Source organism: Desulfitobacterium chlororespirans DSM 11544 (assembly GCF_900143285.1).
GTDB classification, from domain to species: Bacteria; Bacillota; Desulfitobacteriia; order Desulfitobacteriales; family Desulfitobacteriaceae; genus Desulfitobacterium; species Desulfitobacterium chlororespirans.
Genome location: NZ_FRDN01000012.1, coordinates 204,137 through 218,630 on the forward strand (window position 1 = coordinate 204,137; position 14,494 = coordinate 218,630).

Here is a 14,494-nt window from a genome sequence, read left to right on the forward strand (position 1 = left end):
TGGATTTGAAGGGAAATGACCAATTTCCAAGCACTATTTGACGGATGAATTATGGCATGAGGGGAAGGAAAAATATACCAGTTGCTCGAAATGTACTCAAAACGAGGTAAAGGAGCGACGCCTTATGTTTCCTCTTTCAACAGCAAAAAAAGCGACAAGTGACTATTCATGGCTTTCACGACTTAAGAGCTCTACCTGGATATTTGCCAATAAAGACAGTGATTCCTTAGAACATTGTTTAATACGTTTGCAGCAAGACTCGGACAAGCCTCTCGTGGAAACCGTTAAGCAGGCTATCGACTTTCAAGCCTATCAGGAAGCGCGGGATTACTTGGAGCGCATCTGGGGCAGATACCCTGGCAAGGAAGGAGAAATTCAATACTTAATGGCTCGCTGCTATTTTGGTCAAGGTTTAATTCAGGAGGCATTAATATGCCTGGACAAAGCCTTAACCCATGGACCGGAAAGCACTGAATATCTGGAACTGCAGGCCGATTGCCTCATGGAAAAAGAGGATTGGCGCAGGGCCGTGGATGCCTTGAATAAAGCCATCTGGGCTAATCCCAAAAAAGTGGAGAATATTTACCGTTTGGGAACCATTTATTCCTATCACAGCGAACCTCAGGAGGCGTTGCGTTGTTTCCAGGGATGTTGTGAACTGAAGCCCCACAACCCTTTGTATTGGGAGATGAAAGGTGAGATTCATCTTCAACTGGAACAGATACCTCAGGCTATCGTTAGTTTTGAAAAAGCCCTTCGTTATGAATATAATCCGGATCTCAAAGCTCGCTTAGCTTACTGCTACACTCAAATCAATGAACATCAAAAAGGAATCCGCCTTTATCGCCAGGTATTAAAGCATGACCCAGCTCATTACGATTCCCTGTGTAATCTTGCGGCCATCTATCAAAATAAAGGTGAATCCATGGAAGCGCTCAAACTGCAGGAGCGGGCCTATGGTTTGTGTCAGAATGATCCCGTGTTACTGAATAATATGGCTTATACTCTGGTTCACCTGGGAAGGACAAGGAAAGCAACAGAATACTATCAAGAAGCTCTTAAATTAGCCCAAACCAATCCGGTCATCCTCTATAATCTAGCGGTATGCCATACCCAGAAAGGGAATTGGGATCAAGGCATTGAGATACTCTACCGACTATTGAATATCGATCCGGATCATTCTGAGGGATGGGCACTCCTGGGCAATATTTATGACCACCTCACGGATCATGAATCAGCTGTAGATTGTTATAATAAAGCTTTGCAATTAGCGTAAACTATAAGGCGTAAAGCCTTTTTTCTTTTTTCTATGAAAAACATTGTCTTTTGCTTTACCATTTTTTAAAGTTTTGTTATGATTTGCTAGGAAGAAGCTGAGTCGATCTGGTATAATATATGGCAAGCACCTATCAATAGAGAGATAATTCTGATTATTAGTCCTTGTGGGAGGAGTAGTGGAGAATTTGGGTATGGATTTAGAAAAAATAGAGGAAGCAGTGACCATGATTCTGGAAGCCATTGGAGAAGATCCGAGGCGGGAAGGATTATTGGATACCCCGAAACGAGTGGCCAGGATGTATCAGGAGGTTTTTGCCGGACTTCATGAAGACCCCAGTCAGCATTTAAAAGTGCAGTTTTCTGAAGATCACGAGGAGATGATCATTGTTAAGGATATTCCGGTTTATTCCATGTGCGAGCATCATCTTGTCCCTTTTTACGGAAAAGCCCATGTGGCTTATATACCACGTAGAGGAAAAGTAACAGGCTTATCGAAAATTGCCCGGGTTGTAGAAGGGTATGCGAAACGTCCTCAACTTCAGGAACGCTTAACGGGACAGATCGCCGATTCAGTGATGGGCATGCTTAATGCCCGAGGAGTCCTTGTAGTGATAGAGGCTGAACACATGTGTATGACTATGCGAGGGGTCAAAAAGCCGGGATCCATGACCTTAACCTCTGCAGTCCGTGGGATTTTTAAAACCAATGAAATCACTCGCTCGGAAGGGTTTGCGTTGATTAAGCAATAATCAAGCACTATGGAAAAGAAGGAACCAACAAAGGATGAGAGTTAATGGATCAAAAAACGGGAAAAATAGAACTCATAGGTACCCAAAAGCTTAAAATCAATCCGGAATTATATAAAGTGGTGGATTTTCTTAATAAAAATCTTAAAGAGCATAATCTGATGTTCGGCCTTAACAAAAAAGAAAATACCATGACCATGGCAATCTATGAAGTTGAGTAATTGGAGTGAACAATGCATATTCTATTGACAAATGATGACGGATACTTTGCCCCTGGGCTGCAAACCCTCTATACAACCTTAGCCGAAGGGGGATACGATGTCTCCATTGTGGCACCGGATAGTCAAAAATCGGCAACAGGCCATTCGATCACTTTGTTTGAACCTTTGTTTATTACGAAGCACTCTTTAGATCGCGGCACCGGCTATGCGGTCAGTGGAAAACCGGCCGACTGTGTTAAATTAGCAATACAAGGCAGTATTATTCCCAAACCGGATTTGGTCATCTCCGGAATTAATAACGGCCCCAATTTGGGGACCGATGTCTTTTATTCGGGGACAGTATCTGCAGCTATGGAAGGGGTGCTTTTGGGAATCCCCGCCATAGCAGTATCCTTAGCTTCCTTTTCTGCCGTCGATTATAAGCCGGCCGCTCAATTTGTGACCCTATCGTTGTCGAAACTCCGCCTGGGGCCGGGATTAATCAATATCAATATTCCACCCTTGCCGGAAAAGGAATGGAAAGGTGTCCGTGTCACGAAGCTGGGCAAAGCAGTCTATGAAAATGTCTTCGAACATCGGCAAGCTCCCTATGGCCGTGACTACTACTGGCAGGCAGGCACCGTATCACCGGAAGTCGATCAGGAAACGGACCTTTATGCCGTGCAGGAAGGGTATGTGTCCATAACGCCCATGCATAGTGATTTAACCGATTATATTAAACTTAAGGAATTACGACAGAGCCTATCCCTTGAGAATCCAAATAAATAGGAGTACAGCGTACTGTACTCCTATTTTCCATGGTAGCTGAGGAAGCTTTAAAGAGTGTCGTTCTTTAAGCTTTCCTCAGCGCGACGGATCATGGCTTTAACCATACTTCCACCGATACGGCCGCCTACATGGCCGCAATCTCGGGAAGTCATGTTAGCCCATCCCTTGGTTTGGATTTGTTCGGTTAAACCTAATTCGGAGGCTACCTCCATTTTAAACTCGTCCAAAACAGATTTGGGCAAAATGCCGGCGGAGCGGTTTCTGCGACTCATAGATATCCATCTCCTTTCATCTGTTTAATCGAGACAATTCTATTTTTTACAGACGGGATTATAAATATAGTACAGAAAATCTGGAGAATTTAAGCTTAATTGTTAAGGGAGGAAACTGATTTGATTATTGGGACCTTTTTGTTTTACTTCATTTTATTCCTTTTTGTTTTTTCCTCCCCGGAAAAATTTAAGCAAAGGGATAAACGCTGGACAAAAATATTGGTTTTACCGGCCGTTTTTGCTATGCTTTTGGCTTTTTTAACGGTGATCAAAGTATTCTTTATCTATAAAATTATCCTGATTATTATTCTTGGCTTAACTTCGCTTATGACCTATTGGCAGTATGGGGAGCAAATTAGGCGCTGGTTGGGTTGATACGATTAGATTCTCCGGGTCGCGTAGCTTTACGCACAACGCGTACTCCATAGCTCCGGGGCTGGTTAACCCGCTTTCTTAACAGCATCTGCGGCGGATAGGCATGCTTTGGGGAGTGCCGCCTTGAGCGAAATTGTCCACCGGACACTTTCGTACGCCAAACCCCGCTGTTTTCTGCATGTGGCCGCTCCTGCACGTCCATGTGCCCGCGGCATCAGGACTTCCATGTCCAAGAAACCAGTGGCTTCGCTACGTTAAGAAAGCCTCGTTAACCCGACCGCCCCTCCGCTAAATCAGACACCTTCGGGCGTGAATCCTAAAACCTTCCACCGGAAGGTTTCTTCTCCGGAGTTCACGGCTTTTGTACATAAAGCTACTGCTTACAGGTCTCTCTTTCAGTCTTTCCTTAGGGTTATCGACCATGCCGCCTCAAGCGGCGTCGGTAAAGACGGTAAAAGTGGCTCACGTTATGCAACTTGCCCACACCACACTTCCCAGAAAGCCATGCTTACCCAGCCCCACAAAGCCCCGCTCACTCAGAACGAAAAAGCAGCCCAAGGATTTTGCTTTACGGAAGAGAGCGAATTTAAGCGAGCGGAAACAAAACTTCGCGAAAAGCACGCAGCAGAGAAAAGCTGGAAACAGGACGTTTCCAACCGGCTATGAGAACAAGTGCGAAAGCAGTGCTTTCGAGGAGCCGATTTAGCCACGAAACCCGGACGAGGGTTTCGCCCAAGCCGCCACGCCACAGAGAACGACTTAGCGGCGCAGGTGGACTTTTCGAAGCGGAGGGCTTTTCGCGTTAGTTTTGTCCGCGCAGCTTATGGAGCGACCTGTGTAAATCAAAATCCTGGAGAACAACTCAGCGCAAGAACTTTCCGACCCAGGGAATTCGCTGCAGATCGTCACGGTTAATACCGCCGTTAAGGAAGAGAATGGCGAAGTAAAGAACCGCTCCCAGAATGATTTCCAGGAGAAAGGCTAAGGGATGGAAAGAGAAGAAGGGATGGAGGAGGCGAAAAGCCAGCATCATGCCAATGCCGCCCATGAGAGGATGCAGAAGAAACTCCCGAAGATCGACAGGCATCCCTGTATAGTGGACGATAGCGGCCAGATTCAGGGTCGAGGAGATAAAAAAACCAACGACATAAGCTACGGCCGTTCCTTTAAGCCCCCACTGAGGTGAAGCCGTTAAAATGAAAAGTATTGGTATCCGAATGACAGCGGAAATGATGGAATGGATCACCGGGAGCTGGACCTTGCCTAATCCTTGCAGAATTCCTGTAGAGGTTTGCTGAAGGTAGGAAAAGATCCCACCTAAGGCAAGGATGCGCAGAATGCTGTTGGTGCCTTCGCTTTTAAAAAAGGCGCTGAAAGGCTCAGCAAAGAAAAAGAGGATCACTAAACTGGGGACCCCGATAAAAATGGTCATCCGTAAAGCTTGGGCACTGCGGAGCTTAACCGTTTGGAATTGCTTTCGGGCGGCCGCTTCGGAAATGGCAGGAACCAAAGAGGTTGCCAGGGCAAAGGTGAAGACGCTGGGGAAATTAAGGAGAGTAAACACAGCCCCGCCCAGTTGTCCGAAAAGAGTGGTGGCTTCTCGGGCTGTATAACCAGCTAGTTGCAGCCGTTGTGGTATCAGCATGGCATCCACCGTGGATAACCCGCTGGAAAAGAGCCTGCCGATCGTCACTGGATAAGCTAGGTGGAAAAGTTCTTTCATGGTTTGAATCGGATGTAGGGATTCATCCTGGTGGGAGGACTTTTTTGTTTTTTGGAGTTTATACTGAAGAATAATGATACATAAGCCGATGATTTCTCCTGATAACATTCCCAAGGCCAAACCGGAAGCGGCCCATTCGATCCCTCTGGGCAATAAGGTGTAAGCTGAGAAAAATCCTACACTGACCCGCACCAGTTGTTCACAGATCTGACTGAGTGCAGTGGGAAGCATATTCTGCATGCCCTGAAAATACCCGCGAAAGGCTGAGGAAACAGAGACCACAAAGATCGCCGGTGTGCAGATCAAAAAAAGCCTTAGAACACGGGGATCGGGAAAGAAACGCTCCGCCAGGAGAGGAGAAATAATGTAGAGGGTCACGGAGATAACCAGCCCTGAACAGGTCAATAAAAGAAGAGAGGTACGAAATATGGAGCGGGCACGGGAATAATTCTGCAAAGATACTGCTTCGGAGATCATTTTCGAAACCGCCAAGGGGATGCCCGCAGTGGTAAAGACTAAAGCAAACATATACATAGGGAAGACCATATTGAATAGTCCAAAGGCCTCTCCGCCAATATGGGTCATGATTAAGTATTGATAAATAAAACCTAACACCCGATTGAGAAAGTTTGCCGCCAAGAGAATGACAGCCCCATAAATAAAGGTCCTTTTGGCCATATTCCTCTCCAACCCCCTGGTCCCACTTATCCTGACTAACTTTATGCCAGAAGAAGGAAAGTGATGACAATTTATTCTAAGGAGCAGGAAGGTAGGAAATTGGGTTGTCAATATCGAATATCCACACAGAGGATAGCTCAAGCTTTAGGTGATATGCTTTCACCTAAAGCAAGTTTCCTATATGTTTTTTAAGTTATGGAATATTTGAAAAGGATTTTTATAGTTAGTGGAGAAATATTTAATTATTGTTGATTTTAAGATAATTTTTTGTAAAGTGAATACTGTTCCAGAAATTGGGCATTCTACCTCCGAATGGAGGGGTTGCCAGTGTGGACACTCATCAAAAATGCCAAACTATTCGCACCGGAGCCGCTGCAGGAGCGGGATCTACTCCTTGTAGGGAATCGAATCGCCGCCCTTGGCGATGACCTGTCCCTTCCATCTTATGCTAAGGGTGAGGTGTATGACCTTCATGGACATTACCTCGTTCCCGGTTTTATCGACGCTCATGTCCATATCTGCGGAGGAGGAGGAGAAGCGGGGCCCAGCTCCAGAACTCCTGAGGTTCAACTTTCTCAACTGACGCGGGCCGGGATAACCACTGTGGTAGGTTGCTTGGGAACGGATTCTATCTCCCGTTCCATGGAAGAGCTCTTGGTTAAGGCAAATGCCTTGGAAGAAGAAGGATTAACGTGCTTTGTCTATAGCGGCGGTTATCAAGCCGATCGTATGATCTTTGATACCTTGCGCAAAGACTTAGTCTTAATCGATAAAGTGATAGGGGCGGGTGAAATCGCCATTTCTGACCATCGTTCCGCCCAACCTCAAAAATCTGAGCTGGAGCATCTTGCTGCGGAAGCTCGAGTAGGGGGGATGCTAGGAGATAAAGCGGGAGTTGTTCATATTCACCTGGGTGAAGGGAAGAGAGGTTTGTCCCCAATTCTAAAAATAATTGAGGAAACTGAAATTCCGATCAGCCAATTCATGCCAACTCATATCAATCGAAAGGAAACGCTCTTAGAGCAGGGAGTAGAGTTTCTCAAAGCAGGTGGCACAATTGATTTAACAGCAGGTTGCGATGATTTTGAACCGCATTTACAGGTTCCTTTCGTTTTAAAAGCCCTTTACGAGCAGGGATTGCTGAATGACCGTGTGACGGTTACTTCAGACGGAAATGGCAGCCTTCCTCAGTTTAACGAGGCTGGAATCCTTGTCGGCATGGGCATAGGATCCGTTCATGTTCTTTGGCGCGATATCCGGGAAGCTGTGCTCCGGTACGGCATACCCCTTGATACCGCTCTGAGAACCATTACTTCCAATCCCGCCCGTATTCTACAATTAAAAAACAAAGGCATGATTCGGGAAGGCTTTGACGGTGATTTGGTGGCCTTGTCCGATGACTTGATGATTGAGCAGGTGTGGGCTAAGGGAAGAGTTATGATTCGTAACCGTAAACCTGTTGTTTTGGGGGTATATGAGACATCATTGGCGAGTCATCTTCAGACTGTAGAAACTCCACGATTAGTCAAAGGTTAGACCTTTTCTAATACATTTTAAGGAGGTTGATTTGTCTTGAAGACCTATGACACTATGAATCTACGCAACATTTGCCTTGTAGGGCACGGAGGGGCAGGGAAGACGTCTTTGACAGAAGCTTGTCTCTTTAACTCAGGTGCGGTTACCCGTATGGGGAAAGTGCCTGAGGGAAACACTATGTCGGATTCTTTGCCAGAAGAGATTAAACACAAGGTTTCGATCAGTACGAGTCTTGTTCCTGTTGAATGGCAGGGATGTAAAATCAATGTCCTTGATACTCCGGGATATTCTGATTTTTTTGGTGAGGTTAAGTCTGCCCTTCGGGTGGCAGAGAGCGGGGTCGTTGTTCTGTGCGGTGTATCAGGTCTTGAGGTACAAGCTGAGCTTATCCTTGACTTGATGGAAGAGCAGAAGTTGCCCCGCGTTATTTTTATTAATAAATTAGAGCGCGAGAATGCTAATTTTGAAAAGGTTCTGAACCAACTCACAGAAGCTTTCCCTAATATGCGTTTTGCCCCCTTAACTCTTCCTATAGGTCATGAAGATCAGTTTCAAGGTGTCGTAGATATTATCGAGCAAAAGGCGTATATCTATGAAAACAATGCCAGTGGGAAATATACAGTTAAGGATATTCCGTCAGATCTTTTATCTGATGTCGAACACTATCGAGAAATATTAGCTGAGGCGGTAGCCGAGGCTGATGACGATATATTGACAAAATATCTGGATGGCGAAACTTTAAGCGATGACGACCTTCGCCAAGCTTTGAAAAGCGCTTTGGAAAAGGATTTAACCGTTCCGGTCCTTGCGGGTTCAGCTCTCAAAAATGTCGGGATTGGAAATTTGCTCGACTTCTTTGTTCAATACGCCCCGGTTCCCCAAACTAAAGAAGAGAAAAGCGCCCTGATCTTTAAAACCCTGGCCGACCCCTATGTTGGTAAGATGAGTTTTATCAGGGTCTATGGAGGAAAGCTCCAAGGGGACAGTATGGTGTATAATGCTCAAAAAGAAAAAGAAGAAAAGATCAGCACTCCTTTTATTCTGCGGGGAAAAAACCAAGACCCGGTTCAGGTCGTCCCGGCGGGAGATATCGCCGTTGTAGCTAAACTTCAGGATGCAGCTACTGGTGATACCCTATGCGCCAAGGAGAATCCTGTGCAATTGGAGGGCATCGATTTACCTGTGCCCCGTTTGCCTGTAGCCATCGCCCCTAAGAGCAAGGGAGATGAAGATAAACTGGGGAGTGCCCTGGCCCGCTTGGCGGAAGAGGACCCCACCATGCGTGTGGAGAAGAATGTGGAAACCAAAGAATTGATTCTCTACGGTATGGGTGAAATGCATGTTGAAATCCTGATGGAGAAGCTGCAACGGAAATTTGGCGTTGGCGTAGAGATGAAAGTTCCCCGGGTTCCCTATCGGGAAACCATTAAAAAGCCGGTTAAAGTGGAAGGAAAACACAAAAAGCAAAGCGGCGGTCATGGACAATATGGGCATGTCTGGATCAATATGGAGCCTCTCATGGACGGCGAGTTTGAATTTGCCGAGGAAGTATTCGGAGGTGCTGTACCCAGACAATACTTCCCTGCTGTAGAAAAGGGAATTCGAGAAGCTATGGCGGAAGGAGTGCTGGCCGGATATCCTGTCACTGGATTCAAGGTGACGTTGACCGATGGCTCATACCATAGTGTGGATTCTTCCGAAATGGCCTTTAAGCTGGCTTCCATTATGGCCTTCCGTAAAGGGGCAGAAATGGCGAAACCTACTTTGCTGGAGCCGATTTCTGAGGTTGAGATTAGGGTGCCGGAAGCCTACATGGGTGATGTTATCGGTGATATCAACGGCAAACGGGGCAAGGTCTTGGGAATGGAGGCCGATGGTAGATTCCAGGTGATTAAAGCTCATGTGCCGCAATCGGAAATGATGCGCTATGCCATTGATTTAAAATCCATGACCCAAGGGCGAGGCAGCTTCGATATCCGATTCTTAAAATACGATGAAGTACCTTCTAAAATCAGTGAAGGAATTATCAATGAGCTTAAAGCGGCCCAGGGAAGCTAATTAGGGTTATATAGCGCTTAATCAACAGTCAGGTAGTTACCTGGCTGTTTTCTTTTTTTTGTTAATTAAAACTAAAGATTAATAAAAAATTCCTAATTTTAAGAAGGGTATTTACAAAATGCGTTGAATATTCAAATTATTGTATGAATTATATAAATATATATTATATAAAATTGAGGGAAAAAGAGTGGAGGGCTCAACTGTGGGACAACAGCCAAAAAGGGTGGAGATAAGGGATAGTAGGCGCATAGAAGAAGAACTTAAAGTGCTCTACAATTCGATTCAAGAAGCCATTGAGGTCGCAGGCAAAGACGGAACCATTCAATATGTCAACCCGTATTTCAGTCGTTTAACAGGCATATCTCCTTATGAACGAATCGGTAAGAACATCTTCGAACTCTCACCGGAGGGGGCACTGGCAAGAGTACTGAGGACCCATGAACCAATCTATGCACATCGTTCCACGATGGAAGAGTGTGACATCGAAATCATTGCCAATGCTTACCCCATTGTCATCGAAGGTAATATCGAAGCGGCCCTGGTGGTGTTTCAGCAACTGACGGAGACCTCCAGGCTGGGCGAAGAAATCGAGGCAGCGAAACAGATGATTCAAGCTCTTACAACCCGGGTGGATCAGATGGCATCCAGTTCTTATACTTTTGATGATGTTTTGGGGAGTCACCCGGATTTTGCTTTTATTCGGAATAAGGCACGGCGCTCGGCTGAAACCCATTCGCCCATTATGATCATGGGTGAAAGCGGTTCCGGAAAAGAGCTGTTTGCTCATGCTATTCATAGTGGCAGCACGCGCAGCCATAAACCTTTTTTGAAAGTGGATTGTGCCAATATACCGGAAAGCCTTCTTGAAGTTGAGTTGCTGGGTTACGAGAAGAAAAGCCAGGACAGGGCTTCTGAGCGTAAGCTGGGCAAACTGGAATGTGCCAGTGGGGGAACCCTGTTCCTTGATGAAATAGGGCTGCTTAATGATTATTTACAGGATAAATTGCTTCATATCCTTCTGGAAAAGAAGTTCCAACCCGTTGATGGAACCCAGGTGATTGAACTGGATATTCGGATTATCACAGCAACCAACCGCAATTTAAAAACTATGGCGGAGAAAGGGCAGTTCTCAGCGGATTTATATCACCTGCTCAGTGGTATTGAAATCCAAATACCCCCTTTAAGAATGCATAAAGAAGATGCCTTGACTTACGCCCAGAGCTTTATTTATAAGGCCAATCGGAAGCTGAGCAAACATGTGATTGGCATAACGACTCAGGCGGAGCAACTTTTATTGGATTACCACTGGCCGGGAAACATCCGTGAGCTGAGAAATGTCATCGAGATGGCGATGGATTCCGTGGAGGGAGACATGCTCAATATTAAGGATTTTGCCAGTTTGGTAGAGATTGTAAATAAGACGGAAGAGATTCATTATCGTGAGCCGATGGCTCTTGATGAATTAGAAAAAAAGATGATTCGTTTGGCATTAGACCGCTATGGCAATTCCGTGGAAGGGAAAAAGCGGGCAGCGGGTGTCCTCAATATCTCCTTAGCCACCCTCTATAATAAACTGAAAACCCTTGAGGATCATGTTTAACCCAGGGTAAAAAGGTATGCTTTATGGGAAATCTGCTCATCCTATACCTAAAGGAGGGATTTTCCATGGCATTATTCGGCACAAAGGGCAGGGACCCTAAGAAAAAGCCGGAACCCGCTCCAAAGCAGCATCATGGCGGCGACGCTATTCGTGAAGATATGGAAGGGTTCAAAGATTTATACTGGCCATAAAGGGCATAAGGGGCCGCCAAAAAGCTCTCAACCGAGTCGGTGAGAGCTTTTTAAGTAGTCCGCAGTTTCAATTCCTTATAAATATTTTAAGAACTTAAGCTTGACACTTTTCCTGCCTTCAAGTATAATTTCATTTGTCGCTGGTTGATAAAGTGATTTAGGGGATTAGTTTAATGGTAGAACAGCGGTCTCCAAAACCGTTAGTGTGGGTTCAACTCCTGCATCCCCTGCCAACATGAAATCCGCTCCCTGCAAGGTTTGCAGGGATTTTTTGTTTTTAGAGGAAATCTTTGGGGAGGATTTGGGGAGTTTACGATTTTTTATGACGGAGCTGTTGTGGCTCCGTTTTTTTGTTCATAATAGACTCCATTATTTCGGCGCCGGCAAAAAGCTCTTTTTCGACAGCATGGCCATAGACTCTCTAAAGCATTTCGGCATTGGAATGGCCGACCATTCTAGCCACCTCCAAAGGATTTGCACCGGCTGCTATCAACAGGCTGATACAGGTGTGCTTGAGGCTGTGAAATTCTTAATGGGGAGGCTGGTTTTTCTGATCCATCCCCTCCACCAGCAGGAGGCCCATACCGCATTGACCTGTTTCCCGTTCCAGGCCGTGAATACTGCCCCGCTGTCTATCCACTTCGTTCCCCGCTCATCCGCGTTGCTTTCTTGCTCACCCTTTAGTTGACGCAATAGGAATATAGTACTTGCCGATAGCCGGACCTTACGATTGCTACTCAGCTTAAAGGGTTGATGGATGGGCAAGTTATTGTGCAATAGGACCCTTAATGCGTAATAAAAAAACAAAGACACCCAAACAGGCATCTTTGTAAATGGAGGTTCAACATATGAGATAAGAGCTAAAGGGTTATTTAGATTTAATCCCAGAATCATTAAAAAGAAAAGTGATAGAGTAGAGGCCTGCAACTCCTACTAATCCGTAGATTACTCTGCTTAATCCAGATGAGGCTCTAAGGGTTTCTCCGCCAAAAGCGGCAGTCACAAGATCCCATTGAAATAAACTTACCAACAGCCAATTTACGGCTCCAATGATGACAAGCACTAAGGCCACCCGAGATAACCAGTTCATTTTAAATCCTCCTTTGAGTCGATCTTGACACTATTATTATAAGATTTGATACATTTTATACTTAGCCAACGCCACAGGGCGTATTTTTTATGTACCGCATTGGTCCAAATCTGGGCAAGAAACGTGAGGGAAGGGAATTATGTTAGGGAGCAGGTGCCGGTTCTGAGTAACTTGAGAGAAATGGTTTATGCTGTGCTGGATGCCCCGGCGGAAGCGGCTAAGGCCCCGAGCTGCTCTCCCCCCCCCCGATATTATAAATAGTGAAATTTTGGTAACACAATCTTGAGACGAGCATAAGCTGGAACTAAGGGTGCGCACCTCCAACAAAATAGAAGGGGTGGAATTATGAAAATCTCTAAAATCAAAAAGTTACCAATCGTCTTCACGTTGATGTTGGCACTTGCCTTTTCGCTGGTGTGTACAAGTAATGCCTTCGCAGAGGTGTATCCAGGCCCAAACCATGAGTATTGTACAATTATCTACCAAAGCATGCATGGTGATGCGTATAACAGTACTCCAAGCAATCCAATAGACGCGGTAAGACTATAGTGCCGGTAATCAGGTCGGTGGCCTTAATGTTTCGTCATGGGTACCCATAACAGGTGAGGGAACAATGTATGGGCCAAACACTCAAATTGCCTTGGTACCAGCAGAATGGTTCACTCCGGGAAAATTATATAAAGTATATTCCTTTGGGCTTTTCTCACATTTAAGTGGAATGGAATGCCCAAGTAGCACAGCTTTCTATAGGATAGTAAACTAATTAAATTCTTTACCAAGCCCGGAGAATGATCTTCGGGCTTGGTTTGATCTAAGAAATATGTACGAAGAGAGAGTACATTTATTACGCAATAGACTCTTTTTGCACAGCATGATATGATACGATATAGGTAAAATTATACAATAGGGAGAGTGTGGGATGAAAAAAACCTTAACCTTAGTATTGCTCATGTGTATGACGCTGTTTCTCGGATGTTCAGCAGATGCAAAATCACCAAGCAAAAGTGATAGTAGCAGCGTTTCAATTGAAATTATCAATAGTTATGACACGTCCAGAACAAAATTCAAAGAATATTTCCTACTATATCCAAGTGATTTTATTGATAGTTTTAATAAAGCAATTAGCGAAAAAGAATACCAACCCTTTGTTCCATTAAAAGCCTCGTCTGACACACATATTATGTATTCTGACAATGGAGAGACATGGAGTATTTCAGTTGACTTAGTTGGCAAGGAAAATAGTGCGTATGATATCGACAGCAATGCGGCAGGACGCGTGACAGAGATTAAGTTAAGTCTTTTTTCGGACAGTGAGGAGCGAGCGAAGAAAAACGGAGACTTCATTATGAGCTGATTAACTTATCAATCCCGGGATGCAAGAGGAAATATGTAAAAAATTATATGTATTCGATACGGCACCAGATGGAACAGACAGCTTAAGAAGGGTTGTATGCGGCAATGTTTTGTATACATTTTTGTATGACGAAGGAAATGAAAAATATAGCAGTTCATCGTTGATAATAACACCTGACGTAATAGAGTATAACCCAGAACTGAAGCCAGCAGCAATCAAGCCGACCACATAGCGGAGGATGATATAGGACTCAGGTAAATATCCTAAAAAATCATTATATGAAAGCACTCTAAGTGATATGCTCCTCCTAAAGTAGACCATGGAAATATCCAAATCTACTTTAGGAGGATATTTTTATGGCCAAATCACCGCATAGTGCCGAATGGAAAATAAAAGTTGTTGAAGACTATCTATCCGGGCAAGGTTCATATGATTACCTTGCTGAAGTGCATGGAATTGGCGCAAAAACGCTCAGAGAGTGGGTTCACAAATATAGGAAGCAAGGTGCATCATGCTTTGAAAAAAAACAGGGCAATGCGCATTACAGCAAAGAATTCAAAACGATGTGCGTCGAAGCTGTTCTTCGCGGAGAAGGCAGCGTGGA

Annotated in this window: 14 protein-coding genes and 1 tRNA gene; 12 read left to right on the forward strand and 3 right to left on the reverse strand. The window is 44.9% G+C overall.

The window, feature by feature from the left end; genetic code table 11:
- Positions 1-124 precede the first annotated feature (124 nt).
- The 4 genes from BUA14_RS19260 (at position 125) to surE (ending at position 3,013) form a co-directional block, all read left to right on the forward strand.
- Entirely contained in the window at positions 125-1,276 is a 1,152-nt protein-coding gene (locus tag BUA14_RS19260; RefSeq protein WP_072774075.1) for a tetratricopeptide repeat protein, read from the forward strand.
- A 193-nt stretch (positions 1,277-1,469) separates the two neighbouring features.
- Positions 1,470-2,027, forward strand: a complete 558-nt coding sequence (gene folE, locus BUA14_RS19265; protein WP_178371749.1) for a GTP cyclohydrolase I FolE — start codon at positions 1,470-1,472, stop codon at positions 2,025-2,027.
- Positions 2,028-2,071: 44 nt separating this feature from the next.
- On the forward strand, positions 2,072-2,245 hold the full coding sequence (locus BUA14_RS19270; RefSeq protein ID WP_072774077.1) for a YpmA family protein: 174 nt from the start codon (positions 2,072-2,074) through the stop codon (positions 2,243-2,245).
- 12 nt (positions 2,246-2,257) lie between these two features.
- On the forward strand, positions 2,258-3,013 hold the full coding sequence (gene surE / locus BUA14_RS19275) for a 5'/3'-nucleotidase SurE (protein WP_072774078.1): 756 nt from the start codon (positions 2,258-2,260) through the stop codon (positions 3,011-3,013).
- Between the two features lie 47 nt (positions 3,014-3,060).
- On the opposite strand, the gene BUA14_RS19280 is transcribed toward surE, so the two are convergent.
- Positions 3,061-3,285 (reverse strand): alpha/beta-type small acid-soluble spore protein, encoded by a 225-nt coding sequence (locus tag BUA14_RS19280; RefSeq protein ID WP_005812072.1) that lies wholly within the window; start codon positions 3,283-3,285, stop codon positions 3,061-3,063.
- A gap of 120 nt (positions 3,286-3,405) precedes the next feature.
- On the opposite strand from BUA14_RS19280, the gene BUA14_RS19285 reads away from it, so the two are divergent.
- Entirely contained in the window at positions 3,406-3,660 is a 255-nt protein-coding gene (locus tag BUA14_RS19285; RefSeq protein ID WP_072774079.1) for a hypothetical protein, read from the forward strand.
- 862 nt (positions 3,661-4,522) lie between these two features.
- Here BUA14_RS19285 and spoVB read toward each other — a convergent pair.
- Positions 4,523-6,061 (reverse strand): stage V sporulation protein B, encoded by a 1,539-nt coding sequence (spoVB, locus tag BUA14_RS19295; protein ID WP_072774080.1) that lies wholly within the window; start codon positions 6,059-6,061, stop codon positions 4,523-4,525.
- Positions 6,062-6,388: 327 nt separating this feature from the next.
- Here spoVB and iadA point away from each other — a divergent pair, with 327 nt between their 5' ends.
- The 5 genes from iadA to BUA14_RS19315 all read left to right on the forward strand — a co-directional run bounded on the left by iadA (position 6,389) and on the right by BUA14_RS19315 (position 11,679).
- Positions 6,389-7,597: a beta-aspartyl-peptidase gene (gene iadA, locus BUA14_RS19300; protein ID WP_072774081.1), complete on the forward strand. Its 1,209-nt coding sequence runs from the start codon at positions 6,389-6,391 to the stop codon at positions 7,595-7,597.
- Between the two features lie 36 nt (positions 7,598-7,633).
- Positions 7,634-9,655, forward strand: coding sequence for an elongation factor G (fusA, locus tag BUA14_RS19305; protein WP_011459896.1), 2,022 nt, complete (start codon positions 7,634-7,636; stop codon positions 9,653-9,655).
- A gap of 202 nt (positions 9,656-9,857) precedes the next feature.
- A complete protein-coding gene (locus tag BUA14_RS19310; RefSeq protein WP_072774093.1) occupies positions 9,858-11,255 on the forward strand; it encodes a sigma-54 interaction domain-containing protein in 1,398 nt (465 codons plus the stop codon).
- Between the two features lie 65 nt (positions 11,256-11,320).
- On the forward strand, positions 11,321-11,446 hold the full coding sequence (locus BUA14_RS28790) for a hypothetical protein (RefSeq protein ID WP_282433381.1): 126 nt from the start codon (positions 11,321-11,323) through the stop codon (positions 11,444-11,446).
- A gap of 159 nt (positions 11,447-11,605) precedes the next feature.
- Positions 11,606-11,679: transfer RNA gene (locus BUA14_RS19315), tRNA-Trp, on the forward strand.
- Between the two features lie 635 nt (positions 11,680-12,314).
- Here BUA14_RS19315 and BUA14_RS19325 read toward each other — a convergent pair.
- Positions 12,315-12,536: a DUF378 domain-containing protein gene (locus BUA14_RS19325; RefSeq protein WP_072774083.1), complete on the reverse strand. Its 222-nt coding sequence runs from the start codon at positions 12,534-12,536 to the stop codon at positions 12,315-12,317.
- Positions 12,537-13,455: 919 nt separating this feature from the next.
- Between BUA14_RS19325 and BUA14_RS19335 the strand changes: the two genes are divergently transcribed.
- Both BUA14_RS19335 and BUA14_RS19340 read left to right on the forward strand, forming a co-directional pair.
- Positions 13,456-13,890, forward strand: a complete 435-nt coding sequence (locus BUA14_RS19335) for a hypothetical protein (RefSeq protein WP_072774085.1) — start codon at positions 13,456-13,458, stop codon at positions 13,888-13,890.
- A 356-nt stretch (positions 13,891-14,246) separates the two neighbouring features.
- Positions 14,247-14,494 (forward strand): transposase (locus BUA14_RS19340; protein ID WP_143153482.1); only part of this gene is annotated, 248 nt, incomplete at its 3' end.

Excerpts from the sequence above, each read along its gene's own strand:
- BUA14_RS19260 (WP_072774075.1), top strand. The coding sequence starts at position 125 with ATGTTTCCTCTTTCAACAGCAAAAAAAGCGACAAGTGACTATTCATGG.
- folE (WP_178371749.1), top strand. The coding sequence starts at position 1,470 with ATGGATTTAGAAAAAATAGAGGAAGCAGTGACCATGATTCTGGAAGCC.
- BUA14_RS19270 (WP_072774077.1), top strand. The coding sequence starts at position 2,072 with ATGGATCAAAAAACGGGAAAAATAGAACTCATAGGTACCCAAAAGCTT.
- surE (WP_072774078.1), top strand. The coding sequence starts at position 2,258 with ATGCATATTCTATTGACAAATGATGACGGATACTTTGCCCCTGGGCTG.
- BUA14_RS19280 (WP_005812072.1), bottom strand. The coding sequence starts at position 3,285 with ATGAGTCGCAGAAACCGCTCCGCCGGCATTTTGCCCAAATCTGTTTTG.
- spoVB (WP_072774080.1), bottom strand. The coding sequence starts at position 6,061 with ATGGCCAAAAGGACCTTTATTTATGGGGCTGTCATTCTCTTGGCGGCA.
- BUA14_RS28790 (WP_282433381.1), top strand. The coding sequence starts at position 11,321 with ATGGCATTATTCGGCACAAAGGGCAGGGACCCTAAGAAAAAGCCGGAA.
- BUA14_RS19325 (WP_072774083.1), bottom strand. The coding sequence starts at position 12,536 with ATGAACTGGTTATCTCGGGTGGCCTTAGTGCTTGTCATCATTGGAGCC.
- BUA14_RS19335 (WP_072774085.1), top strand. The coding sequence starts at position 13,456 with ATGAAAAAAACCTTAACCTTAGTATTGCTCATGTGTATGACGCTGTTT.